Here is a 25,629-nt window from a genome sequence, read left to right as displayed (position 1 = left end):
ATCATATAAAAAACGCCCGACTCATGCCGGGCGCTTATCAGGTTCAGGAATGATTCGGCTTCCCTCCCCCTCCGCGGATTAATTCATCCTCGCGAAATGCTTCGCGCTTAACACCATGACCGTCATACCAACGACACTCAACCATACCGCTGGCGAAACCGGTAACGACCATGCGTGGGCCACCATTTTTTCGCCTTACTTCATCACTGACCAACAAGACCATTTTTTGCCTCCGGTATCAGGAAGAAACAAACTTACCTTAGACGAAGCTGAGCCACTTTGCATAACCTGGAACTAATTTACTCCGCAGGGCGACGCAAACTGGCGATGGCTTTCACGCCAGCCAGCACCACGGCACCAACGATGAACCCCAGTACCAGGTTCGCCACCGTCGGCAGCAGCGAAGCAATCATACTATTCTGCCCCTGAGCCAGATTTTCGATAGCCTGGTACAAAGGGTGAATTCCATGAACCACAATGCCGCCGCCAACCAGAAACATCGCCAGCGTCCCTACCACGGACAACGTTTTCATCAGGCGCGGTGCAATAGCCAACAAGGCTTTACCCGACCACTGCGCCAGCGCACTGGTTTTTTCCACCAGCCAGTAGCCCATATCGTCAAGCTTAACGATGACAGCCACCAGACCATACACGCCTACAGTCACCAGCAGAGCGATACCGGACAGCACCAGAATTTGGTTTATCAACGGCGCTTCAGCCACGATCCCAAGGGTGATGGCGACAATTTCAGCTGAAAGGATAAAATCAGTGCGAATTGCCCCCTTCACTTTATCCCGCTCAAAGGCCATTGGGTCCTGGTTTGCCAGAGCCTCAAGCCGCTGTTGGCGAACCTGCGGATCTTCTTTATGTTTACGGGCCTGCAAGGTATGCAGCACCTTCTCAACGCCTTCAAAGCATAGAAACGCGCCGCCCAGCATGAGTAACGGCGTAATGGCCCAGGGAATAAACGCGCTGATTAATAACGCCAGCGGTACCAGAATCACTTTATTAATAAATGAACCCTTGGCAACTCCCCAAACTACTGGCAGTTCACGATTAGCCCGCACGCCGGTAACTTGCTGAGCATTAAGCGATAAATCGTCCCCCAGCACGCCTGCCGTTTTTTTCGCCGCCAGTTTTCCCATGACCGAAATATCATCAAGTAAAGTGGCTATATCATCCAATAAGGTTAAAAGACTACTTCCCGCCAAAATTGCATTCCTTCATTTATGGTTATTCCTCCTGAAGTATGAAGCAAAAGCGCTTTTTCGCCCACAGGAGTCTAGAGTCAACAAAAATTTAACCATAGCAGGCGAATTAAAGCGCTCGCCAGCACGATAGTTTTCACGTTTACTATGTGTCCCCTTTCTATACCCTAAATAATTCGAGTTGCAGGAAGGCGGCAAGCGAGAGACAAATTCGTCGGGAACGAATTTGACCAGCCGAAGGCTGGCCTCTGGTGAGAGGCAGGAGCCTCTCATTAATCCCCAGGAGCTTACTTTGGTAAGGGACTGGGGTGAACGAACGCGGCCAACGCACATGCAACTTGAAGTATGACGGGTATATCTCTGTACCGTCGTGAGGAAGTATGTCTACTCGTCAGCTGTTACCGCTCATCGGGGCGTTGTTTGCGCTGTATATCATTTGGGGTTCCACCTATTTTGCCATTGCTATTGGCGTGGCCAGTTGGCCTCCGCTGATGATGGCTGGTGTGCGCTTTCTTTCCGCAGGTGCGGTGCTGACCGCATGGCTGCTGGCAACCGGGCATAAGCTTCCTGCGCGAAAACCGCTGCTCAACGCAGCGCTGATTGGTATTTTACTGCTGGCCGTCGGTAACGGTTTTGTCACCCTCGCCGAGCACCAGCACGTACCATCCGGGATTGCAGCGGTGATGGTCGCGACGGTACCGCTATTCACGCTGTGTTTTAGCCGCTTTTTTGGTATTACGACTCGCAAGCTGGAGTGGTTAGGTATCGCCATTGGCCTCGCGGGGATTGTGCTGCTCAACAGCGGTGGCAACCTTAACGGCAACCCATGGGGTGCGCTGCTGATTCTTATCGGCTCGATGAGCTGGGCCTTTGGTTCCGTCTACGGTTCGCGAGTCGAGCTGCCGACGGGGATGATGGCGGGTGCTATTGAGATGCTGGCGGCAGGAATTGTTCTGATGGTTGCCTCCGTACTGACTGGCGAAAAATTAACCCAAATGCCATCCTGGTCCGGCATATTGGCCGTCGCCTACCTGGCTATATTTGGCTCTCTTATTGCCATTAATGCCTATATGTTTCTGATTCGTAACGTGACGCCAGCCGTTGCAACCAGTTATGCCTACGTTAACCCAGTAGTCGCCGTACTGCTCGGCACCAGCTTCGCCGGGGAGAGCCTATCGCCGGTCGAGTGGCTGGCGCTCGGGGTGATTATCTTTGCGGTGGTGCTGGTGACGCTCGGGAAATACCTATTCCCTGCGCGCAGCGAAGTTACGTCCTGTAAGGCACAGAAGTAATCTCCAGCAGGCCAATACCTTGAGTGTCGATCTGCGCGCTGTCGCCACCGCCGCAGATCCACTCTTCCAGACGCTCACCAAGCGCTTCGTCGCTTAATTTCTTCCGCCCACGTAGCGCGCACTCCCAAACCACCAGCACCCGCCATCCCTGCTCTGCCAGCAGCCCGATATCACGGCCATCGCGCGCCACGTTCTTGCCAATCTTATCCAGCCAGAACTCGGTGCGCGTCGCGGGGACTTTAAACAGATAGCAGTCATGATGATGCCAGAAGCAACCGTGGGTAAAGATAACGCATCGATAGTCGGTCACCACAAAATCCGGACGCCCCGGCAGCGCGGCATCCTGGACGGTAAAGGAAAACCCGGCGCTCGCCAGCAGCCCCGCCAGCCGTTTTTCAATCGCGGTATCGCGCGTGCCGATAGCGCGCATATTCTTACTGCGGGTGGCTTTATCGTGGACATCGGCCATGGTTATCCTCGCGCTCGCGCCAGGCCACCGCCTTCGCTATCCGCGGTTCCAGAAGCTTTGCCACCGCAGCAAACACCGGCACTACTACTGAATTGCCAAACTGGCGATAGGCCTGGGTATCCGATACCGGAATGCGAAAATGGTACCCCTGCGGCGATTCAAACCCCATCAGACGCGCGCACTCGCGGGGCGTCAGCCTGCGTGGACGACGAAGCTGGTTTTCAGGGTCATCAAAATGCTTTTCACCCAAAGGACGATCCCAGCCGCGATCGATGAGGATCTCCGCACCATCTTTGTAATAACGGGCAGATAACGTACGCGCCACGCTGTGCGGATTCATAGGGTCAACTAACCCGTAACCAAAGCCGTTACCCCGCTCCTGGTGCTTACGCGCATAGCGATAGAGATACTTCCACAGTACCTGGGTGAGAATAAATTTAGCATCCACCGCGGGTTCCAGCAGCTCGCCAAATGTCAGGCGCTTAGCCGGATAGAGCGTGGAGATGTCACGTAGGGTAAACCCTTCATGCAGTTGCAAATCTCGACGGAAGCCAACCAGCACAATACGCTCGCGGTGCTGAGGTAAAAAATGGCGTCCGTCGATGACCTTCGGATCGTCCGCTCCGGTATGATCGGCATCGGCGACTTCATAGCCCAGCTCGTCCAGCGTCTGCATAATGATACGGAACGTCCGCCCTTTGTCATGACTCTTCAGGTTTTTGACGTTTTCCAGCACAAAAATAGCGGGTTGCCTGGCGGCAATAATCCTGACAACGTCAAAAAACAGCGTCCCTTGCGTTTCGCAGGCAAAACCATGCGCCCGGCCAAGAGCATTCTTCTTTGATACACCAGCCAAAGAAAAAGGCTGGCAAGGAAAACCAGCCAGCAGAACATCATGCTGCGGGATAGCCTCGCGAATATGCTGCGCCGCTTCCTCATCGCGCACATCCTGACGATGGCTTAGGGTAATATCGCGAATATCCTCATTAAAACTATGCTGCTCAGGGTCGCAGTACCAGTTGGCTTTATAGGTACGCACCGCATGCTTATTCCACTCGCTGGTGAAAACGCATTGCCCGCCAATCGCCTCGAAACCATTACGAATACCGCCGATACCGGCAAACAGATCGACAAAGCGGAATCCATAGTGCGGATGATGCGCTGGCGGCTGCGGCAGGAGCGTCAACAGATGGGCTCTCTCTTGTGCGTTTAAACGATTTGCTGCGTGAGGCACCGTCGCTACGCGCTTCAGGATGGCCGGGCTCCAGTGCTGCTCACCAACAGAGATTAACTGTGCCACCAGCGTTTTTACATCGTATATCGCCATCATCTGACGCAACAACGCCTGGGCATCCTCTCCGTTATGCTCGGCCTTCAAAGATGGGGGACTTTCCTTGGATAAATTTTGCGACATAACCTCAACCAGCCCGACTATTTTTGCAGAGGTTACCATATAATAGCGCAAGCCGTTTTATGCCAGTGGATCAAAGCGCTGTAAAACCGCCTCATCAAGGGCCAGAGGGTCTCCGCAAAGCTCCGCACTTAACTTAGCCATAAACTGCACCAGAAAACGCGCATTGTGCACCGCCATTGCTCTGCCCTTTTCGGTTTGCATGGTTTCAGGTAAGCGCAACAACTTGCACTGGAAATGATCCAGCGCGTACTTCTTGTCATTTAATTCGCGTCTGTCGGCAAAGGGATCGTCGGCATCAAACAAAATATTGTTGAGCGCGCCGGACACGGCAAAAACGCGCGCCAGGCCAATCGCCCCCAATGCTTCGAGTCGATCGGCATCCTGGACAATCTTTGCTTCTTCACTCTGCGGGGGAATTGCAGCGCTAAAACTGTGCGCTTCTATAGCATGCAAGACCGCCGGATAGCGGTCTGCCGGGAAGTCAGGAAAAGATGACTGCAGGATGGCCAGCGTTTTTTCCGCCGCCATCGCCGAGGAGCGACTTCGCTCAGGATGATTTTTCGCCAGGCTGATGATGTCATGAAAATAGCAGGCGGTCAGGATCACCAGCCGATCAACATCAGTATCTTTGGCCAACTGCTGAGCCGTTGCCCAAACCCGGCGAAAGTGTGAAATATCGTGAGCAGAATCCTCTTGCGAGTGATGTCCGATTAACCAGGATTCAAACCGCTGCTGCCAGTCAACAAGTTCCATGCGCGTTCCTTTGTGATAAGGCCAGAAACGAGCATAGCAACTTTAATCGTGATGTTCATACATCTGTGGATCAGGTCGCGTGTACCAGGCGATCGCACCGAGAACGACGCCAACGATACCCAACACCAAAAAACCCAGCAGCGCACCGATCCATTTACCTGCCGTTGAACCTAACTCGCCGTCAATCGTCACACCAGGCATGCTCTGGATCTGCCCAACAACCCACCAGTAGCGCGCCATCGCCCAGAGGAAGTAACCGCAAAAGACATAAAATGCCCACAGCGCAAGTTTACCTCCAGGACTCCGTTTCGCTTTATCTTCCATTAGCTTACTCTCCATTTACTCAACAACAGATACCGCCGACGGTAGTCAAAAATAGTGACATTCATCACATTATATAATAAAAATGCTTTCCAGACAGCAGATCTCTCTATCCTCTTTGAGCTAGGGTCTCGCTCAATTCGGCCTACTGCCAGTCGCCATATATTTTCAATGAATTCTATCTTATTTTAAATAATGCAAATTGATGAAAGCAGGTGAGAATTTCCTGCACTTTCTGCTGATCCCACCTAAACAATATTAATGCCCTAAGTTTATTCCCCGTAAAGTCTCATCATCCCATCCTTTTGAAATGGCGCATGCAAAAAACGAATTCACTCGTGGATATTACTCACAAAAATATAAATCACAAAAACATTCAAACTGTAAATTTCATCAAAAACACAAATTACTTACAAAAACACATAAGCCCATGATATTGAAATGCATACACACAAGAAATAAATTAAAACAAATCAATAGATTTTAAATATAAAGAATCACTAAGAAACATTTTGTAATATTAGATATAATTTACTTACATCTTTCGTTTAAAGAAAAATGAACTTAATCGCTAGTATCAAATAGTCTCCCCGGAGGGAATGACAACATTCATATTAATTATGATTAAAAGGGAATATATATAATGAAAAGAAAAGTACTGGCAATTCTGGTTCCAGCTTTATTAGTCGCTGGTGCCGCTAACGCAGCAGAAATCTATAATAAGAACGGCAACAAACTGGATTTCTACGGCAAAATGGTTGGCGAACACGTCATGACCCACGATGGCGACAACAACAACTCTGACGATACCTCCTATGCACGTTTCGGTGTTAAAGGCGAAACCCAGATCAGCAGCGAACTGACCGGTTACGGCCAGTTTGAATACAACATCAAAGCGGACAAACCAGAAGGCCAGCAGGCTGATGACACCCGTCTGGCGTTTGCAGGTCTGAAATTCGCTGAGTACGGTTCATTCGACTACGGTCGTAACTACGGCGTTGTTTACGACGCAGCGGGTTACACCGATATGCTGGTTGAGTGGGGCGGCGACGGCCTGGTCTACACCGACAACTTCATGACCGGTCGTACCAACGGCGTAGCAACCTACCGCAACAACGACTTCTTCGGCATGGTTGATGGCCTGAACTTTGCCCTGCAGTATCAGGGTAAAAACAACGACACCGACCCGAAAAAAGCTAATGGCGACGGTTTTGGCTTCTCCGTTAACTATAACATCGACGGTTTCGGTTTAGTGGGTGCTTATAGCAATTCCGATCGTACTGACGAACAAGCTGCAGACCGCAAAGGTGAAACCGCAGAAGTTTGGGATTTGGCTGCCAAATATGATGCAAACAATGTTTACGCATCTGTTATGTATGGTGAATCTCATAACATGAGCTGGATGGAAAAAGGCGGATTTGCTGATAAGACTCAGAACATCGAAGCCGTTGTTCAGTATCAGTTCGACTTCGGTCTGCGTCCGTCTCTGGGCTATGTCTATGCGAAAGGCAAAGACCTGAACGGTAAGCGTGATGCAGATATCATGAACTACGTTGAACTGGGTACCTGGTACTACTTCAACAAAAACTTCAACGTTTACACTGCATACAAATTCAACCTGATGGATGATGAAGATGCAAGCATTACTGGCGCGTCTACTGATGACCAGTTCGCTGTAGGTATCACCTACCAGTTCTAAGATTCTCAATTAATCTCAAGCCCGCCTCGCGCGGGCTTTTTTGTTTTTGCCTGCAGGGCTATCCTGCTCATCGCTATCTCAGCGCATGGGTATAGAACGTGACGAGGTACGTTTATAATGTTCTTGCTAACGAAATAAACCAGGAAGATGATGATTGCCAGCCAGTAAAGGCACGATACCATTTGTGACGAGAGTCGTTGAAAGGAAGTTACGTAAGTGTTTGAATAGTGGCGGAGAGAGGGGGATTTGAACCCCCGGTAGAGTTGCCCCTACTCCGGTTTTCGAGACCGGTCCATTCAGCCGCTCTGGCATCTCTCCGCTGTTGAGGTTGCTATAATGCCAGGTTCTTTGGCATTTTAATAGTTCCTGTCTCTTTAATTCAGTTCAAGTGACGACTTTGCGAGCAATATGATGTTTAAATGGCCCTGGAAAGTAGATGAAGAGTCTGGCAACGCAGAAATCCCCTGGGAACAGGCGCTTGCCATTCCAGTTTTAGCCAATCTCTCCAAGCAGGAGCAGCGGCAACTTGCACAAATGGCAAACCGTTTTTTACAGCAGAAGCGTCTCGTTGCGTTACAAGGACTTGAGCTTACCCCCCTTCATAGCGCCCGTATCGCAGTACTGTTTTGCCTGCCGGTTCTCGAACTTGGGATCGAATGGTTAGACGGCTTCCACGAAGTGCTCATCTACCCTGCCCCGTTTGTCGTCGATGATGAATGGGAAGATGATATCGGCCTGGTGCATAACCAACGAATCGTGCAATCCGGTCAAAGCTGGCAGCAAGGCCCCATTGTTCTTAACTGGCTCGACATCCAGGACTCCTTCGACGCCTCCGGTTTTAACCTTATCGTCCACGAAGTTGCGCATAAGCTGGATACCCGCAATGGCGATCGCGCAAGCGGTGTGCCGTTCATTCCTCTCCGCGAAGTCGCAGGTTGGGAACACGATCTTCGCGCAGCAATGAACAATATTCAGGATGAGATCGATCTGGTCGGCGAAAGTGCCGCGAGCGTTGATGCCTATGCCGCTACCGATCCTGCCGAATGTTTTGCCGTGCTCTCTGAATATTTCTTCAGTGCCCCTGAGCTCTTTGCCCCGCGTTTTCCTGCACTTTGGCAACGTTTCTGCCACTTCTATCGCCAGGATCCGCTGGAGAGATTACGTGAAAATAGCCCACAGAATGAAGGTGATAACCCAGCAGTACACTAAAACAACGGTTTGCATTAAATTTAGCCATTTGAATCAGCAAGTTAAATTTAGTGTTGACACAAAAATACGAGGCCAGTAGTATTCGCTTCGTTCACACGATTCCTCTGTAGTTCAGTCGGTAGAACGGCGGACTGTTAATCCGTATGTCACTGGTTCGAGTCCAGTCAGAGGAGCCAAATTTCGATTCTTATGCTTCCCTGTGAGTCTTTATCTATTTTTGATTCAACAGGTTAGCGTAAAAATCCTTTCCGATGCGTATCCTGTTTTTCTCCGCGCTGGTGAGATTAGTTCGATATAGTAGTGCCCCCCGATATCCCTTAATGATTCAAAAAATCCGCAACTTAAAATCCATATCTAAACCCATTAAACTGCCTGATTCGCACTGTCTATTTGATACCAACAACAAGCTACGTATTGCGATAGAAGCGATATGCAGGAAGTATCTGCTATCAGCCCAGTTGCCATATGACAACACCTTGTACTATATGAAAGCCGCTGGCGATCAATGGAATGGGCATAGGTCATGACTTCATAGCAGAGGAAATTCAGCCGGATATAATTCGCCAGAAGCCGCTGTAAGCTTACAGTTGTAGTCCTGTGCCAGGGAAAGCAGTATTTGCGTTATGCGCCCTGCAGATAACTGAGTACTGTGGGTAAAAGCCGTTTGTTTGTACAGCCAGTGGATAAAGTGCCTGCTGGCCGTTAAAGAGAGCATTTTAGCGTTACTACTATCACCGCCTGTTAATGGGCAAACCATCTTACGGTTTTTTCCCTGCCCCCAAAGCTGCCACTGACTTTGCCACCAGCCATGCTGTGTTATTCCCTGAAAATTCCAGGGGATATTAATATCACTGTCATTTATATCCTCTTCTATAAACCAAAGCTCGCCTTGTTGTTGGCGAAACAGGTCTGCCCAAACAGTAATGACGGCTCCTCGAAGAAAGCATTCATGTGAAATAACATGCGTTTTTACCTTAGGGAAAAGGAGATTTAGTACTCGAAAATGCCCGTGAGCCGCGATAACTGGACGCACAATCGCACCTCTGGCGTTACGTTTAAGAACCGCGCTTCCATACTGAATTTCATCGAACTGGCTCCGACGTAGAAACTGTGTCTCGCGCATATCAACGCGTTTTACGATATCACTATGATGCAAATCAGGCTCCATATTTCCCCTCCAGTGATAACGTAAGGTTTCCCCAATGTGATGCTGAGTAAAATTAGTGGAGAGATGAAGAATATTACCGCGGACGGCATCGAAACTGAGTAGAACATACAGTTTCTGTTCTGCACTTCTCCCCAGGAACGGCACAATCAGAGGAACCGATTCAATCCGTTCTGGTTGTGCTATTTCTCTGTGTAACTGCTGTTTGGGTGTCCAGACTTTTTTGCAGGCGCGACACTGAATGCGCTGTGTTCCCTGTGGGTTATGGCCATAACAAATAGTTTCTTTGCCATAACATACAGGACAAAAAAGACCCCTTTCGGAGGCATATGCGGTTAAGTGAACAGACAGCCATTCATTAAATTGTTGCTCATCAAATAAAGGGGGATAACTCCCACATGCCCGGCAGTGCAATGCTGGATACCCCAATCTGTAGTCTGGCCAACTGTAATCTGCAGATGCCGATATTGGCAGCCCTAAATTGCGGCAACCAAACGATTTGCAGGTATTAATCGTAAATAGAGTCAATATAAGTCACCAACGATTTCAATGGATCGTTGATTTTGCCTCATAACTCTTGCTTAATTGTGTGAGCAGACACGCATAAAAAACCATTTCAGAACGTAAAGTAACGAATCTTTATATGACTGAAAGGAACTGATTATGAAAATAAAAACAAAACTTAGTTTAATTACATTTTGTCTGTCCGCAATGTTAGTTACACCCGTTAATGCCAGGGATGTGACTATTTATTATACCAATGATTTACATGCTCATGTCTCACCAGGTAAAATCCCAGCCGTCGACAAAGAACGTCTGGTAGGTGGTTTTGCTAACATAGCGACCATCGTTAATGATGCGAAGAAAAAAAGTAAAGATGTCTTTTTCTTTGATGCGGGAGATTACTTTACCGGTCCCTATATAAGCACCCTCACCAAGGGTGAAGCTATCATTGATATAATGAATACAATGCCTTTTGATGCGGTATCTGTGGGTAACCACGAATTTGACCATGGTGTTGATAATATGGTTAAGCAGTTATCAAAAGCGAACTTCCCCGTATTGCTGGGTAATGTTTTTTATACCAACAGTGATAAACCCGTTTGGAATAATCCCTGGACGATTGTCGAAAAAGATGGCCTAAAAATTGGCGTAATTGGAGTACATCAAAAATTTGCGTTTTATGACACTATTGCGGCAAAGGCATATGCTGGCTCAGAAGCTCGTGATGAAGTGCCTTATATTCAAAAAGGGCTTGATGCGTTAAAAGGCAAAGTTGATATCATCGTGCTGCTTATCCATGAAGGTACACCAGCGCGTCAATCAAGTTATGGGAACAAAGACGTAGCCAGAATGTTGCAAGCCGATATCGATACCGCAAAGAAATTTAAGGGTATTGATGTTCTAATCACAGGACATGCTCATGTCGGTACGCCTGAGCCAATTAAAGTCAATGACACGCTCGTTGTTTCCACGGATGCGTATGGTACCGATATTGGTAAATTAGTATTGGATTTTAACCCTCAGACTAAAAAAATTGATAGTTATAACAATAAGTTAATCACTGTATTTTCTGATGAATATAATCCAGATCCAAAAGTTCAGGCCAAGATTGATGAGTGGAATACTAAGCTAAAAAGTATCACCGACCAGGTTATTGGATCAACAACGGCACCATTCACTCGTGCTTATGGTGAATCATCACCTGTTGGTAATTTAATTATCGACGCCATGATAGCTAAAGTGCCAGACGCGGTAGTGGGGTTACAGAACAGTGGTGGAATGCGTGCTGATTTTCCACAAGGACATTTAAAATATGGTGATGTAATTACTACCTTCCCGTTTAATAACGAACTGGTTGAAATGGACCTTACCGGAAAGGATCTTACCGATTTAATGATTCACGCAACTAATCTCACCAATGGGGTTTTGCAAGTATCAAAAAGCGTTCATGTTGAATATGACAGTAAAAAACCTCTGGGTGAGCGAATCATTAAATTCACAATTAATAATCAACCTGTAGATCCAACCAAAACATATCGGGTTGTTACACACTCATTTTGTGCGACTGGTGGCGATGGATTTGAGGCGTTCCTGAAAGGAATGAATGTCAAAACTATCAAAAGTACCACCTCTGCAGAGTCAATTATTGATTATATCAAGGCTCATAGTCCATTAAAACCCGATCTTGAAATGAGAGTGACTGATGTAAGTGCCGCTAAATAGATTCAATATGGAGTGATGGAATAAAGACTTGTATTTTAAATACACAAATACAGTTGAAGCTAATTTTCCAATAAGACTCGTTTTTCAACGAGCTCAGGTATGATTGAGTGGTCCCCCTTCAATCATATCTTAGCGAAGCATTAAAAATAAAATAATCACCTTATATAGGCAGTAATGTGTGGCTTTTTATTACAGAGATTATCTTTTTCAACAAACCTCAATAAATGGAATTATACGCATGGAAAAAATAAAATATTTTTTATCGGGAACACTTATATTATTACCTATCGTAACGTTTGCAGACTCTGGAAATGATGAGTATCTATCAGACTGGTGGCATCAAAGCGTTAATATAGTAGGCAGCAATTCTACTCGCTTTGGGCCACAAAAAAGATCAGATCTATATCCAGAGTATCGTGCATGGGCACATGTGGATTGGTTTGATTTTTATGGCTATGCAGATTTACCAAAATTTTTTGGTTTAGGAAATGATAACGATATCGGCATTTGGGATAATGGCTCTCCATTTTTCACAGAAATAGAACCACGTTTTAGCATCGACAAATTAACGGGTGTCGATCTGAGCTTTGGTCCCTTTAAAGAATGGTATTTTGCCCACAACTATATCTATGATGCTGGAACTAACGAGGGACAACGTCAGAGTACCTGGTATATGGGACTAGGGACGGATATTGACACAGGGTTACCGATGACTTTATCTGCAAACATCTATGCTAAATACCAAGGAAATAATTATAATGCTGCCAACGAAAATGAATGGGATGGATATCGTTTTAAATTAAAATATTTTATTCCCATTACTACTCTTTTTGGTGGAAAGTTAAATTACGTCGGCTTTACTAATTTTGATTTCGGTTCAGATTTAAAAGAAAAATCAGGTGGTGAACAACAATTTTACTCCCGTACAAATAGCTCTATAGTTGCCACCAATGTACTCAGCTTAGTTTATCCTCACTGGAGCTATGGCGCGACCCTTCGTTATTTCTATCATGGTGGGCAATTTGAAGAGGGTAGTAAAGCATTTAACAGCAAAGGGCAGATCACCCGTATTGACTCGACGGGATGGGCCTACTATTTAACTGTTGGTTACACTTTTTAAATATGACTAAAAGGAATTGACTATGAAGATAAAAATGATTGCAGCAGGTATTCTGTTGACGTTGCCATTTTTGGCTTGCGCCAAAGATGTCACCATTATTTATACCAATGATCTCCATGCTCATGTTGATGCATACAAACTCCCGTATGTCGCAGACGGAAAGCGCGCAATTGGCGGATTTGCTAATATAACGACATTAGTAAAGCAGGAAAAAGAAAAAAACAAGGCCACCTTTTATTTTGACGCCGGCGACTATTTCACCGGGCCATATATCAGCAGCCTGACAAAGGGTCAGGCAATAATTGACATTATGAATACTATGCCCTTTGATGCAGTATCCATTGGTAATCATGAATTTGATCATGGCTGGGATAATCTCTTACGCCAGCTAAGTCAGGCGAACTTCCCCGTTTTATTGGGAAATGTGTTCCACAAGGATAGCGAGATATCTTTCTGGAACAAACCGTATACCATCCTGGAAAAGGATGGCGTAAAAATTGGTGTTATTGGGCTACACGGTGTATTTGCGTTTAATGACACGATTTCAGAGCTCTCGCTCCAGGGGCTGGATAATGATAAAAACAACCGCTTTGATAAATCAGCCGAAGCCCTCAAGAATCAGGGGATTGAGGCTCGCGATGAAGTGAAATATCTGCAGCACTATCTGGATGAATTGCGGGACAAGGTTGACGTCACCGTCGCGCTCGTTCACGAAGGCGTTCCGGCACGTCAGTCCAGTATTGGTAATACAGATGTCAGGCGTGCACTAGATAAAGATATTCAGACCGCAAGTCAGGTCAAAGGACTTGATATTCTCATCACCGGGCACGCTCACACAGGAACACCAGAACCTATCAAGGTGGGGAGTACGTTAATCCTTTCTACTGACAGTGGCGGTATCGATGTGGGTAAATTAGTACTCAATGTTGAACCTGCAACCCGTACTCATGAAGTGAAAAGCTTCGAGCTGAAAACACTTTATGCCGATGAATGGACACCTGATCCAATAACGCAGAAAGTCATCGATGGCTGGAATCAAAAACTCGCGGATCTCGTGCGCCAGCCAGTCGGTGAATCACCTGTTACGTTAACCCGCGCCTATGGCGAGTCATCACAACTTGGCAACCTGTTTACAGATGCAATGCTTGTCGCCGCGCCAAATGCGCAGATCGCGCTGATTAATTCCGGTAGCTTACGGGCCGATCTCAACGCGGGCCCTATTACCTTTGGCGACATTACCAGTACATTCCCCTTCAAGAATGAGCTTACAGAGATGGATCTCAGCGGCAAGGATCTGCGTAATCTGATGGAACATGGGGCAGCACTCACTAATGGCATATTACAAATGTCAAAGGGTGCTGAAATGCGTTATATGCCGCAGAAACCAGTCGGGCAGCGCATGGTGTCTTTCACAATCAACGGCAAAGCGATTGTGGATACGGAGAGTTACCATGTCGCAACCACGACGTTCCTTGCTTTAGGAGGCGATGGTTTTCTGGCATTTAAAGAAGGGAAAAATATACAAGTCCGTGCCGGGGATAATATGTCTGATGTCGTGATTGATTATCTGAAGTCAGGGCACAAAATTGTCCCTGCGCAAGTTAATGAAATGCGGGTAAAAGTCAGCAAGTAATAAAACGATGATGCCGTTTATTCTATATACCCGTCATACTTCAAGCTGCATGTGCGTTGGCCGCGTTCGTTCACCCCAGTCACTTACCTGAGTAAGCTCCTGGGGATTCGCTCACTTGCCGCGTTACTCGGCCTGCGGCCTCGCCCCTTACGGGGCCAGCGCAAGCGCTGTTCAAAACGGTTAACCGTTTTGTCCTGCAACTCGAATTATTTAGGGTATAGACGGCATCATTTTTCAATATTATCAAATACATAACAACATCCCTATCCAGCCCCTTCGTCAAACATTTCTCTGATTGAACCAGACGCCCTCCCCCACTGCTCGCATTCTGAATGCAAACCGCGAAACCCCGTTTAATGAATTATGCTCATAGCGCCTATTTATTGAACGTAATTATCTTAGCCGCCAACTCCGTTACTCTGAATGCAGACAAACGGCCAACCTCCTGATGAAGCTGGCCTTACGACTTAAATATTGCTATCGAAGAAGTTATCGAGCTTGCTCATGGCCTGGTCGACATAACGCGGCACCCAGTAGGTCTCGATATGCGTCGCTCCGTCGATAAGGAACAGCTCTTTATTTGCGGTACCGGTGGCCTTTTTAAACGCGCTTTCGGTCATATACAGCGAATCTGCTTTGGTACCGGCCATCATCAGCAGCGGCTGGTTGATAAGGTCCATATTGCTTTGCGCATCAAAGCGCATTAAATCGAGCAGGCTGCTGGTGGTATAGCGGAAGGTTGAGTTCGGATGAGCATGGGTTTTCCAGTAGTACTCGTAGCCCTGGCGATATAGATCAAATGGGAGTTTGGCGATTTGTTCATCGGTCAGGTTAGCATCACCGGAATAGCTGACCTCACCCGTGGTGACTTCTTTGGTACGCGCGTCGGTTGCCTGCTTCAGACGTTCCTGGATAGTGGAAATCTGTGAATCCTGATAACCATTGCGGCGCACCAGCCCGGAGTCAAACATGCTGAGCGTCGCCAGCGCTTTAAAACGTTTATCGGTCTGCGCCGCTTTTAGCGAATAGCCGCCACCGCCGCAGATGCCCAGCAGGCCAATACGCGCGGTATCAACGCCGGGATACTGGCTGAGATAGTCAGCCATGCCGTGAATATCCTCAATGCGATTAGCTGGTTTATCCACGCTGCGCGGCATACCGCCGCTGGCTCCCTGATAAGCCGCATCGGCGGTAATTGTAATATATCCATGCTCCGCCAGGCGCTGAGCATATAACCCGGCAACCTGCTCTTTCACGCCACCATTAGGATGGGCAACAACCACCGCCGGATATTTTTTAGCCGGATCGTAATTGGCCGGGGTGTATACATTGGCGGCAATCTGGATGCCGTGCAGATCATATTTTACCGGGTGGATATTGACCTTGCCTTTGACATTTTCAGTTATCGCTCCGTCATACACCAGAGTAAAAGGATTTTGTTTGTAATCAGCGGCATGCACCGATGAAATACTCATCATGGCCGTCAGTAAAACGGTATTTAAAAGCGTAATTTTCATGATCTCTCCCGAATAAATAATGGCCTGAATTCACCAGGCTGGTGATGGCAAATAACGTATTCAGATTAGGAAGAGAGAACTGTCAGCATCATGACGAATGAATAACAATTTTGTCAGAAATATCCTTGCACAGGTTTCTGACAACGCTGTCAGGAAACGGTCAGCTTTATGTTGGCAAACGGGAGTCAGAATAAGCGCAGGCCAAACTACCGAGAACAGGAGCCTTTCATGAGCAATAAACAACAATTCACCGACGACGCAGACGTCCCTTCTATGCCAGCACGGCGTAAATTGCTGATTGCGGGGGCCGGGGTCGCTGCAGCCTCGCTGGTCTCTCACGTTTACGCGACAGAAAAAACCGCCAGCGCCGGAGGTCAAAGCAACCTGCATTCTGCCGCACCGGATAAACGCAAACTGGGCAACCTCGAAGTGTCCGCTATCGGTCTGGGCGTACAGAACATGAGCCGTAAATACGACACTTCCGTGCCCTGGCGTCCGGAGATGGTGAATATCATTCGCCAGGCCTTCGATCGCGGCATCACGCTATTTGATGCGGCGGAAGCCTACGGCCCGTTTGAAGTTGAAAAAATCCTCGGCGAAGGTGTAGCCCCTTTTCGCGACAAAATTGTTATTGCCACCAAGTTTGGCTGGAACATCGATCAGCAGACCGGCAAGCGCCTTCCTGGCCTAAACAGTCGCCCGGAACATATCAAACAAGTAGTCGAAAACATGCTTAAACGCCTGCAAACCGATCGCATCGACCTGCTGTATCAACATCGGGTCGATCCACAGATCCCGATTGAGGACGTCGCCGGCGCCGTAAAAGACCTAATGGATCAAGGAAAGGTGCTGCACTGGGGATTATCGGAAATGGGCGTTAATACGCTAAGACGCGCCCACGCGGCATTACCGGTAACCGCAGTCCAAAGCGAATATTCGATGCTCTGGCGCGGCCCGGAAAAAAGCGCGCTGTCGGTATGCGAAGAGTTAGGGATTGGTTTCGTGCCGTGGAGCCCGCTGGGCGTGCAGTTTTTAACTGGCTGGATAGATGCCAATACCCGATTTGCTCCCGGCGATTTCCGCGCCACGGAATCTCGTTTTGCTCCGGATAATCTGGCGCACAATCTCCAGCTCGTCGAGTTACTAAAAAGCTGGGCGCAAAGAAAAAATGCCGCGCCGGGCCAAATTGCGCTGGCGTGGCTGCTGGCACGCAAACCCTGGATTGTACCCATTCCCGGCACCACCAACCGCGACCATATGCTGCAAAACACTGCCGCAGCAGCCATCAAGCTGACAAACGCTGAAATGACCGAGCTCACCCGTTCACTGGATGCCATAACCATCAGAGGCCAAAGGCTACCCGATGCGGTGCAAGTTTATTCCGATGTCGAAGCCCCCTTAAAAAACGGATAAGGACAGGATTGCTATGCGCCTGCTGTTAGTGGAAGACGAAGAAAAAACATCAAGCTACCTGACGCGCGCGCTGGGCGAATCGGGGTTCACGGTCGATGTCTCTGCTGATGGAGCCGAAGGCCTGCACTACGCGCAGGAGTTCGACTACGACGCGATAATCCTTGATGTCATGCTGCCGGGCATGGACGGTTACCGGGTACTGGAAAACCTTCGCACCAGTAAACAAACCCCAGTACTCATGTTATCCGCCCGGGGGTCCGTCGATGAGCGAGTTAAAGGCCTGCGCCTGGGTGCCGATGATTATCTGCCCAAACCCTTTTCCCTAATTGAACTGGTGGCGCGCATTCAGGCGCTAGTGCGTCGCCGCTCAGCCGACGGCGCAGATATTACGCAGTTGCAAATACACGATCTGCACCTGGATCTGCTGGCTCGCCGGGTATTGCGCGCCGGAACGCGCCTTGAGCTGACCGCCAAAGAGTTTTCCCTGCTCAGCCTGCTGGCCCGTCACCAGGGAGAGATCCTGTCCAAAATGATGATCGCCGAGCAGGTCTGGGATATGAATTTCGACAGCGACGCGAACGTCGTGGAAGTCGCCATCAAACGCCTGCGTGCCAAAGTTGATGCGCCGTTCGGGATCAAGCTGCTGCATACCGTGCGCGGCATGGGCTACGTTCTTGAAGTCAGGCCTGAAGAAGTGATGGAAAAACATGTTTAAGCGCGCCATCTCGGTACATCTGGCGTTGATGTTCGCGTTGTCCGCCCTACTGATCGTCTCGACCATCGGCATTTTGCTGCGAAGCTCGCTGCATGACTCACTGCAAAAACAGATGCATAACGAGCTACTGTTTCGCGAATCATTAATGAGCCCGTGGATCGTATCGCGCACCTCCGCCGACGGCTGGTCTACGCTTGCCAGTAAATTTACCGTTCTGGCCAACTCTGAAGGCGAGCGGGTTCGCTACTGGATAGTCAGCGATAACCCTCATTTTAACGTGGGCGGAGCGCCCCCCTTCGGGGTTCAGTGGTCTTCGCTGACGGAGGGTTTCAATAAAATGCCCGGCGCTTCGCAAGGCGCATGTTCGCTTTTTCTGCTGGTCAAAACGATCCCCGCCAACGGTGAAAGACCGGCGCTACGCTATGTGGTCGCTATCGATTCCACACCCTATATGGGCACGCTGGAGGCATTCACGCGCACGCTGCTGATTATTACCGCACTGGGCGTGGTTATTGTCGCGCTGCTGGGATACATGGTCGCCAGAATTGGCCTGCGCCCGGTTAGCGCCCTAAGCCAGCAGGCGCAGCATCTGGCACCGGGCGATCATGGTCAACGGCTCGATAGCACCGCGCTGCCTGAGGAGTTGCAGCAGCTGGCACGGTCATTTAATGGTGTGCTGGAACGTCAGGAAATTGCCTGGCGGCAACTTGAAAGCTTTAACGCCGACGTGGCCCACGAGCTACGTACCCCACTCACCAACCTGATTGGTCAAACACAGCTCGGACTATCACGCCGACGCTCGCATGATGAACTTGAAGAACTGCTGGGTTCAAACCTCGAAGAACTTGAGCGGATGACGTCAATCGTTAACGACATGCTGTTCCTGTCACATGCCCACGCCGGTGTTCATGCCGCGCAGTTAAGCCGCGTCTCGCTACGTGAAGAGACGCTAAAAACGGCAGAATACGTGGAACCCTCCTTCGCTGAAAAACAGCTCACGCTGGAGATCGAAGGCGATGTCTCCGCCCATATCGACCGGCGGTTGTTCCACCGTTCACTGGCTAATCTGCTGGAAAACAGCGCAAGGCACGCGCCACCATGCAGTACGATTATCGTTCGCTTAAGCGAAAGTCAAAATCAGGCTTGTGTCGCGGTATCGAACCCCGGCGAGCCGATCGCCTCTGCCCATTTACATCGCCTTTTTGAACGTTTTTATCGCGTTGATGCTTCTCGCGCCAAGAGCGATACCCATCACGGACTGGGGCTCTCAATCGTTCATGCCGTGGCCATTATGCACCGGGGCGAGGTTTTTGCGCGCAGCGAAGAGGGCCACAATACCTTTGGCCTCACCTTCGCCCTCGCACCGCCAACTGACAACAATGTCAGCCAACCGTCAGCCTGACGACATGGAACGCCCATTAGAATTATCGCAACGCAGTACCCCCTTCATTGACATAAAAGGACGCCCTGCATGATTGGAAAATTAGGTTATCTCGCGCTGTTACTGCCGTTTGTCGCTTTCTCTTCATTGGCCGAGGGGCAAAACGCCTCGGTGCAGATTACGCCCGCCGGGAGTCAAAGCGCGATGGCAGGCCCCGCTGAAAACTTTACCGGACGCGTGCGGGTCGACCCGTTATTCAGCGCTGACAAAGACATCAGCGCCTCCGGCGCATACGTTACCTTTGAACCCGGCGCGCGTTCTGCCTGGCACACCCATCCTGCCGGTCAGAGGCTTGTGGTGACCTCCGGCGTCGGCCTGACTCAGGAGGAAGGACACCCCGTGCAAACCATCCGCCCCGGCGATGTCGTGGTATGCCCGCCAGGGGTTAAGCACTGGCATGGGGCCGCGCCCGGCAGCGCGATGACGCATCTGGCCGTAACGGGTACGGTCGCGGGTAAAAACATTGAATGGATGGAGAAAGTGACGGATGAACAATACCACGCGCATTAAAACGCTGACGGCAGCGGCATTGCTGATTTTTGGTTGTAACCTTTCGGCAAATGCGGCCCCGACGACGCAAGGAGCCTCTACGATGGAGAACCAACAAACCGCCTCCACTACGCTATCTGCTCGCCAGCAGGCGATCCCTCTGATCGCCGCATCAATGGCCAGCAGCCAGATGGACAAGCTGAACGCAGCGCTAAATCAGGGTCTGGATGCCGGGCTCACGATTAACGAAACCAAAGAAATCCTCGTCCAGCTCTATGCCTACACCGGCTTCCCTCGCAGCCTTAACGGATTGAATGCATTGATGAAGGTGGTTGAAACGCGTAAACAACGCGGCATCAATGACATCGAAGGAAAAGAGCCAGCCAACCCGATTCCCGTCGGCGCGGAGCTGCGCGCCGTGGGTACCGCAAACCAGACCAAAATCTCAGGCGCACCGGTACAGGGGCCGCTTTTTGAATTTGCCCCGGTGATTAATCAGTTCCTGCAAACGCATCTATTTGGCGATATTTTTGCCCGCGACAACCTCGACTGGCAAAGCCGAGAGCTGGCAACGGTTGGCGCGCTCGCCGCCACGCCGGGCGTGGAATCGCAGCTGCTGTCGCACACGCGGGCCAGTCTGCGGGTTGGACTCACTGCCGAGCAGCTACGCCAGTTGGCGCAGGTGCTACGAGAAAATGGCGAAAGCGAAGCAGCTATGCGTGCTGACCATGCGCTACAGCAGGCGTTGTCCAGCTGATCAAGCCCGTCGGTGCCAGCGCAAAGCGTCAACCACCAGCGTAAACGCCGCCGGGAGATGCTGGCGACCAGGGTAATAAAGATAGTACCCCGGAAAATGCGGGCACCAGTCGGCAAGCAAGGGTATCAGCGATTTAGTGGCGATATCTTTCGCCACTAAATCGCGGGGCACATAGGCGATACCTGCCCCGTCCAGCGCCGCCTGAATCATCAAAAAGGTATTGTTAAAAACGGTTTGCCCATCGACCCGAACGTTAATTTTTTGACTGCCCTTTTCAAACTCCCAGGCATACAGCGCGCCGTGGGTGGGCAACCGCAGATTAATGCAGTTATGCGCCATCAGATCTTCAGGGCATGTTACCGCCGCCCTGCCGGAAAGATAACCGGGCGCTGCAACCACCGCCATCGGCACATCGGGGGTAATGCGCACCGCAATCATGTCTTTGTCCACCTGATCGCCCATCCGCACCCCGGCATCAAAGCGTTGGGCCGCAATATCGGTCAGTTCATAGCCGACGCTGAATTCAATGTTGATATCGGGGTGTTCATTTAATAAAGGCTGAAGTCGGGGCCAGAGTACGGTGACGATGGCATGATCGTTGGCGGTAATACGCACCGTTCCGGCAGGCTTATCACGTGAAGCACGCAGCGAGATCAATTCCGTCTCAATCTCATCCAGGCGCGGTGCGAGCACGCCCAGCAAGCGGTTTCCGGCATCGGTTGGCGAGACGCTACGCGTGGTACGGATTAATAACCGCACCCCCAGACGCTCTTCCAGCCCCAGCAGCGTATGGCTCAGCGCCGAACGCGAGATGCCCAATACCGCCGCCGCTCGGGTAAAACTACGCTCCTGGGCCACCGTCACAAAAGCCTGTAAATCGTTTAATTTTTCTTTGCTCATAATTGGTGAATTTTTTGCACCAGTATATTCATATTTGAGCATCTTATCATTTAATCAGGCTTTCACTACACTTTACACAGTGGATCCCGATGGACAACATCGGGACGCTTAAATTAAAACGCGGAGACAACATGAACGAACAATTTGACGGTAACGGTATCTTCCCTAAAGGGGAGAAAAACGAAGCCTATGCGCAATATTTTCAGGGCACCAGCTACCTGAGCATGCTCTCCACGGAAGGGGTCAATATCGGTAACGTGGTCTTTGAGCCAGGTTGTCGTAACCACTGGCATATTCACCATAAGGGCGGACAAATCCTGCTGGTGACCGGCGGACGCGGCTGGTATCAGGAGTGGAACCAACCGGCGCGTGAGCTGACCGCCGGGGATGTGGTGAATATTCCTGCGGGCGTCAAACACTGGCACGGCGCGGCCGCCGATAGCTGGTTTGCCCACCTCGCCGTGGCGGTTCCCGCTGAAGGTGCATCCAACGAATGGCTGGAGCCGGTTGCTGACGAAGAGTACCGTCAGTTGCCTTAAGAGCCTATCTCATTAGGGCTATTTTGCTTGCCATTTTGAACCTGGGCGGTGCTCAAAATCCTCACGTACTACGTGTACGCTCCGGTTTTTCCGCGCTGTCCGTGTTCAAACTGTCTGCGCCAATAACGCCTACTGGGATAGGCTCTAAGTTTCGCAACAGCAGGGTTCGCCCTACCCATTAATGAACCCTGCTAATTAACCCTAGAAAATTAGCCCCTCTAATCGAATAAATCACTCTGCGCTATGCTTTCCTCATTCAATAGCTGAAGGATAACCTCATGCAAACGGTAACACTGAACAACGGTATTGAAATGCCCCTGCTGGGCTTTGGCGTCTTTCAGATGACGGATGCCGCAGAGTGCGAGCGCGCCGTTGTCGAGGCGATTGAAACGGGCTACCGCCTGATTGATACCGCCGCCTCCTACCTGAACGAAACTCAGGTCGGCAACGCGCTCAAGCAGAGCGGCATTGCGCGCGACGAGCTTTTCGTCACCACCAAACTATGGATGCAGGACGCCAGCTATGAAGGCGCCAAAGCACAGTTTGAGCGTTCGATAAATCGCCTGCAGTTGGATTACGTCGATCTCTATTTGATTCACCAGCCTTATGGCGACGTCCACGGCGCATGGCGCGCTATGGAAGAACTGCACCAGGCGGGGAAAATTCGCGCCATTGGCGTGAGCAACTTCCACCCGGACCGCCTTGCCGACCTGATCGCCTTCAATAAAGTGGTGCCTGCTGTCAACCAAATTGAGGTGAACCCGTTTAATCAGCAGCTCCACGCCGTGCCGTGGATGCTGACTCGCGGCATTCAGCCTGAAGCGTGGGCACCTTTTGCCGAAGGTAAAAACGGCCTGTTCCAGCATCCGGAGTTAACCGCCATTGGCGAAAAATATGGCAAAAGCGTCGGTCAGGTGGTTCTGCGCTGGATCTTCCAGCGCGGCATCGTCTCGCTGGCGAAAACCGTGCGTAAAGAGCGTATGGCCGAAAATATTAACGTGCTGGACTTCGAGCTGAGCGCCGACGAAATGCTGCACATTACCGCCATCGACACCGCCACCAGCGCCTTTTTCTCGCATCGCGACCCCGCCCGAGTGGAATGGCTTGCCGGTCGTAAGCTGGACGTTTAATCAGAAACCCACGGAGATGTAACGCAATGCAAAAACGTTTTCTTGGTCAGTCCGGGCTTGAAGTCTCGGCACTCGGCCTGGGCTGTATGGGCCTGAGCTTCGGCTACGGCCCGGCGACCGATACCCGTCAGGCCATCGAACTGATTCGTGCCGCCGTTGAGCGCGGCGTAACCTTCTTCGACACCGCCGAAGTGTACGGCCCGTATCTGAATGAAGAGGTGGTCGGCGAAGCGTTAAAACCGTTCCGCGACCGGGTAGTTATCGCCACCAAATTTGGCTTTACCTTTGGCGATGACAACAAACAGCAGATTTTAAACAGCCGCCCGGAACATATCCGCGAAGCCGTCGAAGGCTCGCTGCGTCGTCTGAAATCCGACGTCATCGACCTGCTGTACCAGCACCGCGTTGACCCCGACGTGCCGATTGAGGACGTCGCCGGCGTGGTGAAAGATCTGATTGCCGAAGGCAAGGTTAAACACTTCGGCCTTTCCGAAGCAGGCGTACAAACCATTCGCCGCGCCCATGCCGTGCAGCCGGTTGCCGCGCTGCAAAGCGAATATTCGATGTGGTGGCGCGAGCCTGAGCAGGCGATCCTGCCGGTACTGGAAGAGCTGGGGATTGGCTTTGTGCCGTTCAGCCCGCTGGGCAAAGGCTTTTTAACCGGCGCAATCAAAGCCGGTACCACGTTCGGTGAAGATGATTTCAGAAGCAAAGTGCCACGTTTTGCCGCCGAGGCTATTGCAGCCAATGAACAACTGGTCACCCTGCTTGGCGAGCTGGCCGCCGAAAAAGGCGTAACTCCGGCGCAGATTGCGCTGGCCTGGCTGCTGGCGCAAAAACCGTGGATTGTGCCGATCCCCGGCACCACCAAGCTGCATCGGCTGGAAGAGAATCTGGGCGCTGCCGAACTCGTCCTTTCAGCGGGGGATTTGCGTAAAATCACCCAGGCGCTGGAAACGGTGAAAATCGTCGGCGAGCGCTATCCGGCGGCCTTAATGGCCCGCGTCGGACGTTAAGGTTAAACCCGGCCTGCGGGTTGCCGCAGGCCGTTTACTCAGAATAACGCAGCGCGTCAATCAGCAGGGCAAAGGCCGGTGGGTGCTGTTTACGGCTGGGATAATAAAGGTAATATCCCGGAAAAGAGGGGCACCACTCTTCAAGCACCTGAACAAGATCGCCTGACGTCACTAATTCTTCAATCATGTCTTCCGGTACGCAGGCTATACCGAATCCGGATAACGCCGCGTCAATTCGTTCTGACAGCTGGTTGAACGTCAGTTGCCCTTCAACCCTGACGCGCAGTGGTTTACCGTCCCGCTCAAACTCCCAGTGATAGAGTCCCCCGGCGGTCGGCAGGCGCATATTGATGCAGCGATGATTCTGCAATTCATGCGGGGTTTGGGGAATTTTATGTTCCGCGAAATAGCCGGGCGAACCCACCAGCGCCATGCGCATATCCGGGCCGATTTTCACGGCGATCATATCTTTGTCGACGCTTTCGCCAAGGCGGATACCAGCGTCAAAACGCCCCTCCACAATATTCACAAAGCCATTATCCGCCACCAGCTCAACGTTAATTTCCGGATACTCCTTAAGAAAGGGTTTGAGCTTCGGCCAGACCAGCCTGCGCGCGGAGTGCTCGCCTGCCGAGAGCCGAATATTGCCGGATGGCGCGCGATTGAGCTGAATAACGGCTTCCAGCTCCTGTTCCAGATCGGCAATGCGCGGCTCCAGGCAGGCAATAATGCGCTCACCGGCTTCGGTCGGCGCGACGCTACGGGTGGTTCGGGTCAAAAGACGGATGTCTAAACGCTCCTCCAGACCCTTTATGGCGTGGCTGAGCGCCGATTGCGAAACACCAAGCTTACCCGCCGCTTTGGTAAAGCTTCGCTCCCTCGCAACGATCAGAAAGATCTGCAGTTCGTTGAAGTTCTCTTTAAGCATCGGTGGGCTCCTTAGTTAACTTGATTGCCCGCACGCAGAACTTATGAAGGCGATTCATAGACGCAATCATTTTAGCCTCGTTACTCTGCATAATGGTAATTGCTATCCTGTTTTTAACGCATTTATACCCGTCATACTTCAAGTTGCATATGCGTTGGCTTTCCTCGCTCGCCCCAGTCACTTACTTCAGTAAGCTCCTGGGGACTCACTGCGTCGCCGCCTTCCTGCAACTCGAATTATTTTGGGTATATCTCTGAATTGAACCCAGGATTACT

Annotated in this window: 24 protein-coding genes and 2 tRNA genes; 15 read left to right on the top strand and 11 right to left on the bottom strand. The window is 50.5% G+C overall.

The genetic code is table 11. The features are described from left to right. Nucleotides 1-43: 43 nt before the first annotated feature. Together HV213_RS11200 and HV213_RS11195 are read right to left on the bottom strand one after the other, a co-directional pair. The gene (locus tag HV213_RS11200) at nt 44-223 is read right to left on the bottom strand and encodes a YodC family protein (RefSeq protein ID WP_110274359.1); all 180 of its coding nucleotides are present in this window, start codon (nt 221-223) and stop codon (nt 44-46) included. A gap of 76 nt (nt 224-299) precedes the next feature. Beyond that, the gene (locus HV213_RS11195) at nt 300-1,211 is read right to left on the bottom strand and encodes a DUF808 domain-containing protein (protein ID WP_181485749.1); all 912 of its coding nucleotides are present in this window, start codon (nt 1,209-1,211) and stop codon (nt 300-302) included. 377 nt (nt 1,212-1,588) lie between these two features. Between HV213_RS11195 and yedA the strand changes: the two genes are divergently transcribed. After that, nucleotides 1,589-2,500, top strand: coding sequence for a drug/metabolite exporter YedA (yedA, locus tag HV213_RS11190; protein WP_181485748.1), 912 nt, complete (start codon nt 1,589-1,591; stop codon nt 2,498-2,500). Here the strand turns inward: yedA and HV213_RS11185 are convergent. From HV213_RS11185 to drpB, 4 genes are read right to left on the bottom strand one after another with little or no spacing between them, the layout of a single operon-like run. Then, the gene (locus HV213_RS11185) at nt 2,475-2,969 is read right to left on the bottom strand and encodes a very short patch repair endonuclease (RefSeq protein WP_181485747.1); all 495 of its coding nucleotides are present in this window, start codon (nt 2,967-2,969) and stop codon (nt 2,475-2,477) included. The two genes, yedA and HV213_RS11185, sit on opposite strands and share 26 nt — an antisense overlap. Continuing rightward, complete coding sequence (locus HV213_RS11180) at nt 2,950-4,383, bottom strand: DNA cytosine methyltransferase (protein ID WP_181485746.1); 1,434 nt, start codon at nt 4,381-4,383, stop codon at nt 2,950-2,952. Before HV213_RS11180 ends, HV213_RS11185 begins: the two co-directional genes overlap by 20 nt. A 57-nt stretch (nt 4,384-4,440) precedes the next feature. Next, the gene (locus HV213_RS11175; RefSeq protein ID WP_181485745.1) at nt 4,441-5,136 is read right to left on the bottom strand and encodes a phosphohydrolase; all 696 of its coding nucleotides are present in this window, start codon (nt 5,134-5,136) and stop codon (nt 4,441-4,443) included. 42 nt (nt 5,137-5,178) lie between these two features. Further along, nucleotides 5,179-5,460 (bottom strand): cell division protein DrpB, encoded by a 282-nt coding sequence (drpB, locus tag HV213_RS11170; RefSeq protein ID WP_181486390.1) that lies wholly within the window; start codon nt 5,458-5,460, stop codon nt 5,179-5,181. A gap of 640 nt (nt 5,461-6,100) precedes the next feature. On the opposite strand from drpB, the gene HV213_RS11165 reads away from it, so the two are divergent. Beyond that, nucleotides 6,101-7,156 (top strand): porin, encoded by a 1,056-nt coding sequence (locus HV213_RS11165; RefSeq protein ID WP_181485744.1) that lies wholly within the window; start codon nt 6,101-6,103, stop codon nt 7,154-7,156. A 228-nt stretch (nt 7,157-7,384) separates the two neighbouring features. Here the strand turns inward: HV213_RS11165 and HV213_RS11160 are convergent. Next, nucleotides 7,385-7,474, bottom strand: a tRNA-Ser gene (locus HV213_RS11160). Nucleotides 7,475-7,564: 90 nt separating this feature from the next. Here HV213_RS11160 and mtfA point away from each other — a divergent pair. Both mtfA and HV213_RS11150 read left to right on the top strand, forming a co-directional pair. Next, entirely contained in the window at nt 7,565-8,365 is an 801-nt protein-coding gene (gene mtfA / locus HV213_RS11155) for a DgsA anti-repressor MtfA (protein ID WP_181485743.1), read from the top strand. Nucleotides 8,366-8,465: 100 nt separating this feature from the next. Beyond that, nucleotides 8,466-8,541: transfer RNA gene (locus HV213_RS11150), tRNA-Asn, on the top strand. Between the two features lie 353 nt (nt 8,542-8,894). Here the strand turns inward: HV213_RS11150 and HV213_RS11145 are convergent. Further along, nucleotides 8,895-10,061, bottom strand: coding sequence for a cytoplasmic protein (locus HV213_RS11145; RefSeq protein ID WP_181486389.1), 1,167 nt, complete (start codon nt 10,059-10,061; stop codon nt 8,895-8,897). A 180-nt stretch (nt 10,062-10,241) separates the two neighbouring features. On the opposite strand from HV213_RS11145, the gene HV213_RS11140 reads away from it, so the two are divergent. From HV213_RS11140 to HV213_RS11130, 3 genes are all read left to right on the top strand, one after another. After that, nucleotides 10,242-11,756: a bifunctional metallophosphatase/5'-nucleotidase gene (locus HV213_RS11140; RefSeq protein WP_228288624.1), complete on the top strand. Its 1,515-nt coding sequence runs from the start codon at nt 10,242-10,244 to the stop codon at nt 11,754-11,756. 238 nt (nt 11,757-11,994) lie between these two features. Beyond that, nucleotides 11,995-12,876, top strand: coding sequence for a nucleoside-specific channel-forming protein Tsx (locus HV213_RS11135; protein ID WP_181485741.1), 882 nt, complete (start codon nt 11,995-11,997; stop codon nt 12,874-12,876). Nucleotides 12,877-12,898: 22 nt separating this feature from the next. Continuing rightward, nucleotides 12,899-14,509: a bifunctional metallophosphatase/5'-nucleotidase gene (locus HV213_RS11130; RefSeq protein ID WP_181485740.1), complete on the top strand. Its 1,611-nt coding sequence runs from the start codon at nt 12,899-12,901 to the stop codon at nt 14,507-14,509. Between the two features lie 467 nt (nt 14,510-14,976). On the opposite strand, the gene HV213_RS11125 is transcribed toward HV213_RS11130, so the two are convergent. Then, complete coding sequence (locus HV213_RS11125; RefSeq protein ID WP_181485739.1) at nt 14,977-16,026, bottom strand: alpha/beta hydrolase; 1,050 nt, start codon at nt 16,024-16,026, stop codon at nt 14,977-14,979. A gap of 228 nt (nt 16,027-16,254) precedes the next feature. On the opposite strand from HV213_RS11125, the gene HV213_RS11120 reads away from it, so the two are divergent. From HV213_RS11120 to HV213_RS11100, 5 genes are all read left to right on the top strand, one after another. Continuing rightward, nucleotides 16,255-17,439, top strand: a complete 1,185-nt coding sequence (locus HV213_RS11120; RefSeq protein WP_228288603.1) for an aldo/keto reductase — start codon at nt 16,255-16,257, stop codon at nt 17,437-17,439. A gap of 13 nt (nt 17,440-17,452) precedes the next feature. Then, the gene (locus HV213_RS11115) at nt 17,453-18,154 is read left to right on the top strand and encodes a heavy metal response regulator transcription factor (protein WP_181485738.1); all 702 of its coding nucleotides are present in this window, start codon (nt 17,453-17,455) and stop codon (nt 18,152-18,154) included. Beyond that, the gene (locus tag HV213_RS11110) at nt 18,147-19,556 is read left to right on the top strand and encodes a heavy metal sensor histidine kinase (protein WP_181485737.1); all 1,410 of its coding nucleotides are present in this window, start codon (nt 18,147-18,149) and stop codon (nt 19,554-19,556) included. The genes HV213_RS11115 and HV213_RS11110 overlap by 8 nt, the downstream gene beginning before the upstream one ends. Nucleotides 19,557-19,625: 69 nt before the next feature. Next, complete coding sequence (locus HV213_RS11105) at nt 19,626-20,105, top strand: (R)-mandelonitrile lyase (RefSeq protein ID WP_181485736.1); 480 nt, start codon at nt 19,626-19,628, stop codon at nt 20,103-20,105. After that, the gene (locus HV213_RS11100; protein ID WP_181485735.1) at nt 20,083-20,841 is read left to right on the top strand and encodes a carboxymuconolactone decarboxylase family protein; all 759 of its coding nucleotides are present in this window, start codon (nt 20,083-20,085) and stop codon (nt 20,839-20,841) included. Before HV213_RS11105 ends, HV213_RS11100 begins: the two co-directional genes overlap by 23 nt. Here the strand turns inward: HV213_RS11100 and HV213_RS11095 are convergent, their stop codons facing one another. Next, nucleotides 20,842-21,744, bottom strand: coding sequence for a LysR family transcriptional regulator (locus tag HV213_RS11095; RefSeq protein ID WP_181486387.1), 903 nt, complete (start codon nt 21,742-21,744; stop codon nt 20,842-20,844). A 128-nt stretch (nt 21,745-21,872) separates the two neighbouring features. Here HV213_RS11095 and HV213_RS11090 point away from each other — a divergent pair, with 128 nt between their 5' ends. The 3 genes from HV213_RS11090 to HV213_RS11080 all read left to right on the top strand — a co-directional run bounded on the left by HV213_RS11090 (nt 21,873) and on the right by HV213_RS11080 (nt 24,426). Further along, nucleotides 21,873-22,280, top strand: coding sequence for a cupin domain-containing protein (locus HV213_RS11090; RefSeq protein WP_181485734.1), 408 nt, complete (start codon nt 21,873-21,875; stop codon nt 22,278-22,280). A 278-nt stretch (nt 22,281-22,558) separates the two neighbouring features. After that, the gene (locus tag HV213_RS11085; protein WP_181485733.1) at nt 22,559-23,410 is read left to right on the top strand and encodes an aldo/keto reductase; all 852 of its coding nucleotides are present in this window, start codon (nt 22,559-22,561) and stop codon (nt 23,408-23,410) included. 26 nt (nt 23,411-23,436) lie between these two features. Further along, a complete protein-coding gene (locus HV213_RS11080; RefSeq protein WP_181485732.1) occupies nt 23,437-24,426 on the top strand; it encodes an aldo/keto reductase in 990 nt (329 codons plus the stop codon). A gap of 34 nt (nt 24,427-24,460) precedes the next feature. Here the strand turns inward: HV213_RS11080 and HV213_RS11075 are convergent, their stop codons facing one another. Beyond that, nucleotides 24,461-25,354, bottom strand: coding sequence for a LysR family transcriptional regulator (locus HV213_RS11075; protein WP_181485731.1), 894 nt, complete (start codon nt 25,352-25,354; stop codon nt 24,461-24,463). Between the last annotated feature and the right edge of the window lie 275 nt (nt 25,355-25,629).

The sequence above is a fragment of the Klebsiella sp. RHBSTW-00484 genome, assembly GCF_013705725.1.
GTDB lineage: Bacteria > Pseudomonadota > Gammaproteobacteria > Enterobacterales > Enterobacteriaceae > Klebsiella.
This window is presented reverse-complemented; position numbering and strand designations above follow the sequence as displayed.

Coding starts and splice junctions, on each gene's coding strand:
- HV213_RS11200 (WP_110274359.1), bottom strand. CDS start 223: ATGGTCTTGTTGGTCAGTGATGAAGTAAGGCGAAAAAATGGTGGCCCA.
- HV213_RS11085 (WP_181485733.1), top strand. CDS start 22,559: ATGCAAACGGTAACACTGAACAACGGTATTGAAATGCCCCTGCTGGGC.
- mtfA (WP_181485743.1), top strand. CDS start 7,565: ATGATGTTTAAATGGCCCTGGAAAGTAGATGAAGAGTCTGGCAACGCA.
- HV213_RS11140 (WP_228288624.1), top strand. CDS start 10,242: ATGTTAGTTACACCCGTTAATGCCAGGGATGTGACTATTTATTATACC.
- HV213_RS11175 (WP_181485745.1), bottom strand. CDS start 5,136: ATGGAACTTGTTGACTGGCAGCAGCGGTTTGAATCCTGGTTAATCGGA.
- HV213_RS11130 (WP_181485740.1), top strand. CDS start 12,899: ATGAAGATAAAAATGATTGCAGCAGGTATTCTGTTGACGTTGCCATTT.
- HV213_RS11090 (WP_181485734.1), top strand. CDS start 21,873: ATGAACGAACAATTTGACGGTAACGGTATCTTCCCTAAAGGGGAGAAA.
- HV213_RS11125 (WP_181485739.1), bottom strand. CDS start 16,026: ATGAAAATTACGCTTTTAAATACCGTTTTACTGACGGCCATGATGAGT.
- HV213_RS11115 (WP_181485738.1), top strand. CDS start 17,453: ATGCGCCTGCTGTTAGTGGAAGACGAAGAAAAAACATCAAGCTACCTG.
- HV213_RS11080 (WP_181485732.1), top strand. CDS start 23,437: ATGCAAAAACGTTTTCTTGGTCAGTCCGGGCTTGAAGTCTCGGCACTC.
- HV213_RS11100 (WP_181485735.1), top strand. CDS start 20,083: ATGAACAATACCACGCGCATTAAAACGCTGACGGCAGCGGCATTGCTG.
- HV213_RS11120 (WP_228288603.1), top strand. CDS start 16,255: ATGAGCAATAAACAACAATTCACCGACGACGCAGACGTCCCTTCTATG.
- HV213_RS11165 (WP_181485744.1), top strand. CDS start 6,101: ATGAAAAGAAAAGTACTGGCAATTCTGGTTCCAGCTTTATTAGTCGCT.
- HV213_RS11110 (WP_181485737.1), top strand. CDS start 18,147: ATGTTTAAGCGCGCCATCTCGGTACATCTGGCGTTGATGTTCGCGTTG.
- HV213_RS11185 (WP_181485747.1), bottom strand. CDS start 2,969: ATGGCCGATGTCCACGATAAAGCCACCCGCAGTAAGAATATGCGCGCT.
- HV213_RS11075 (WP_181485731.1), bottom strand. CDS start 25,354: ATGCTTAAAGAGAACTTCAACGAACTGCAGATCTTTCTGATCGTTGCG.
- HV213_RS11105 (WP_181485736.1), top strand. CDS start 19,626: ATGATTGGAAAATTAGGTTATCTCGCGCTGTTACTGCCGTTTGTCGCT.
- drpB (WP_181486390.1), bottom strand. CDS start 5,460: ATGGAAGATAAAGCGAAACGGAGTCCTGGAGGTAAACTTGCGCTGTGG.
- yedA (WP_181485748.1), top strand. CDS start 1,589: ATGTCTACTCGTCAGCTGTTACCGCTCATCGGGGCGTTGTTTGCGCTG.
- HV213_RS11135 (WP_181485741.1), top strand. CDS start 11,995: ATGGAAAAAATAAAATATTTTTTATCGGGAACACTTATATTATTACCT.
- HV213_RS11180 (WP_181485746.1), bottom strand. CDS start 4,383: ATGTCGCAAAATTTATCCAAGGAAAGTCCCCCATCTTTGAAGGCCGAG.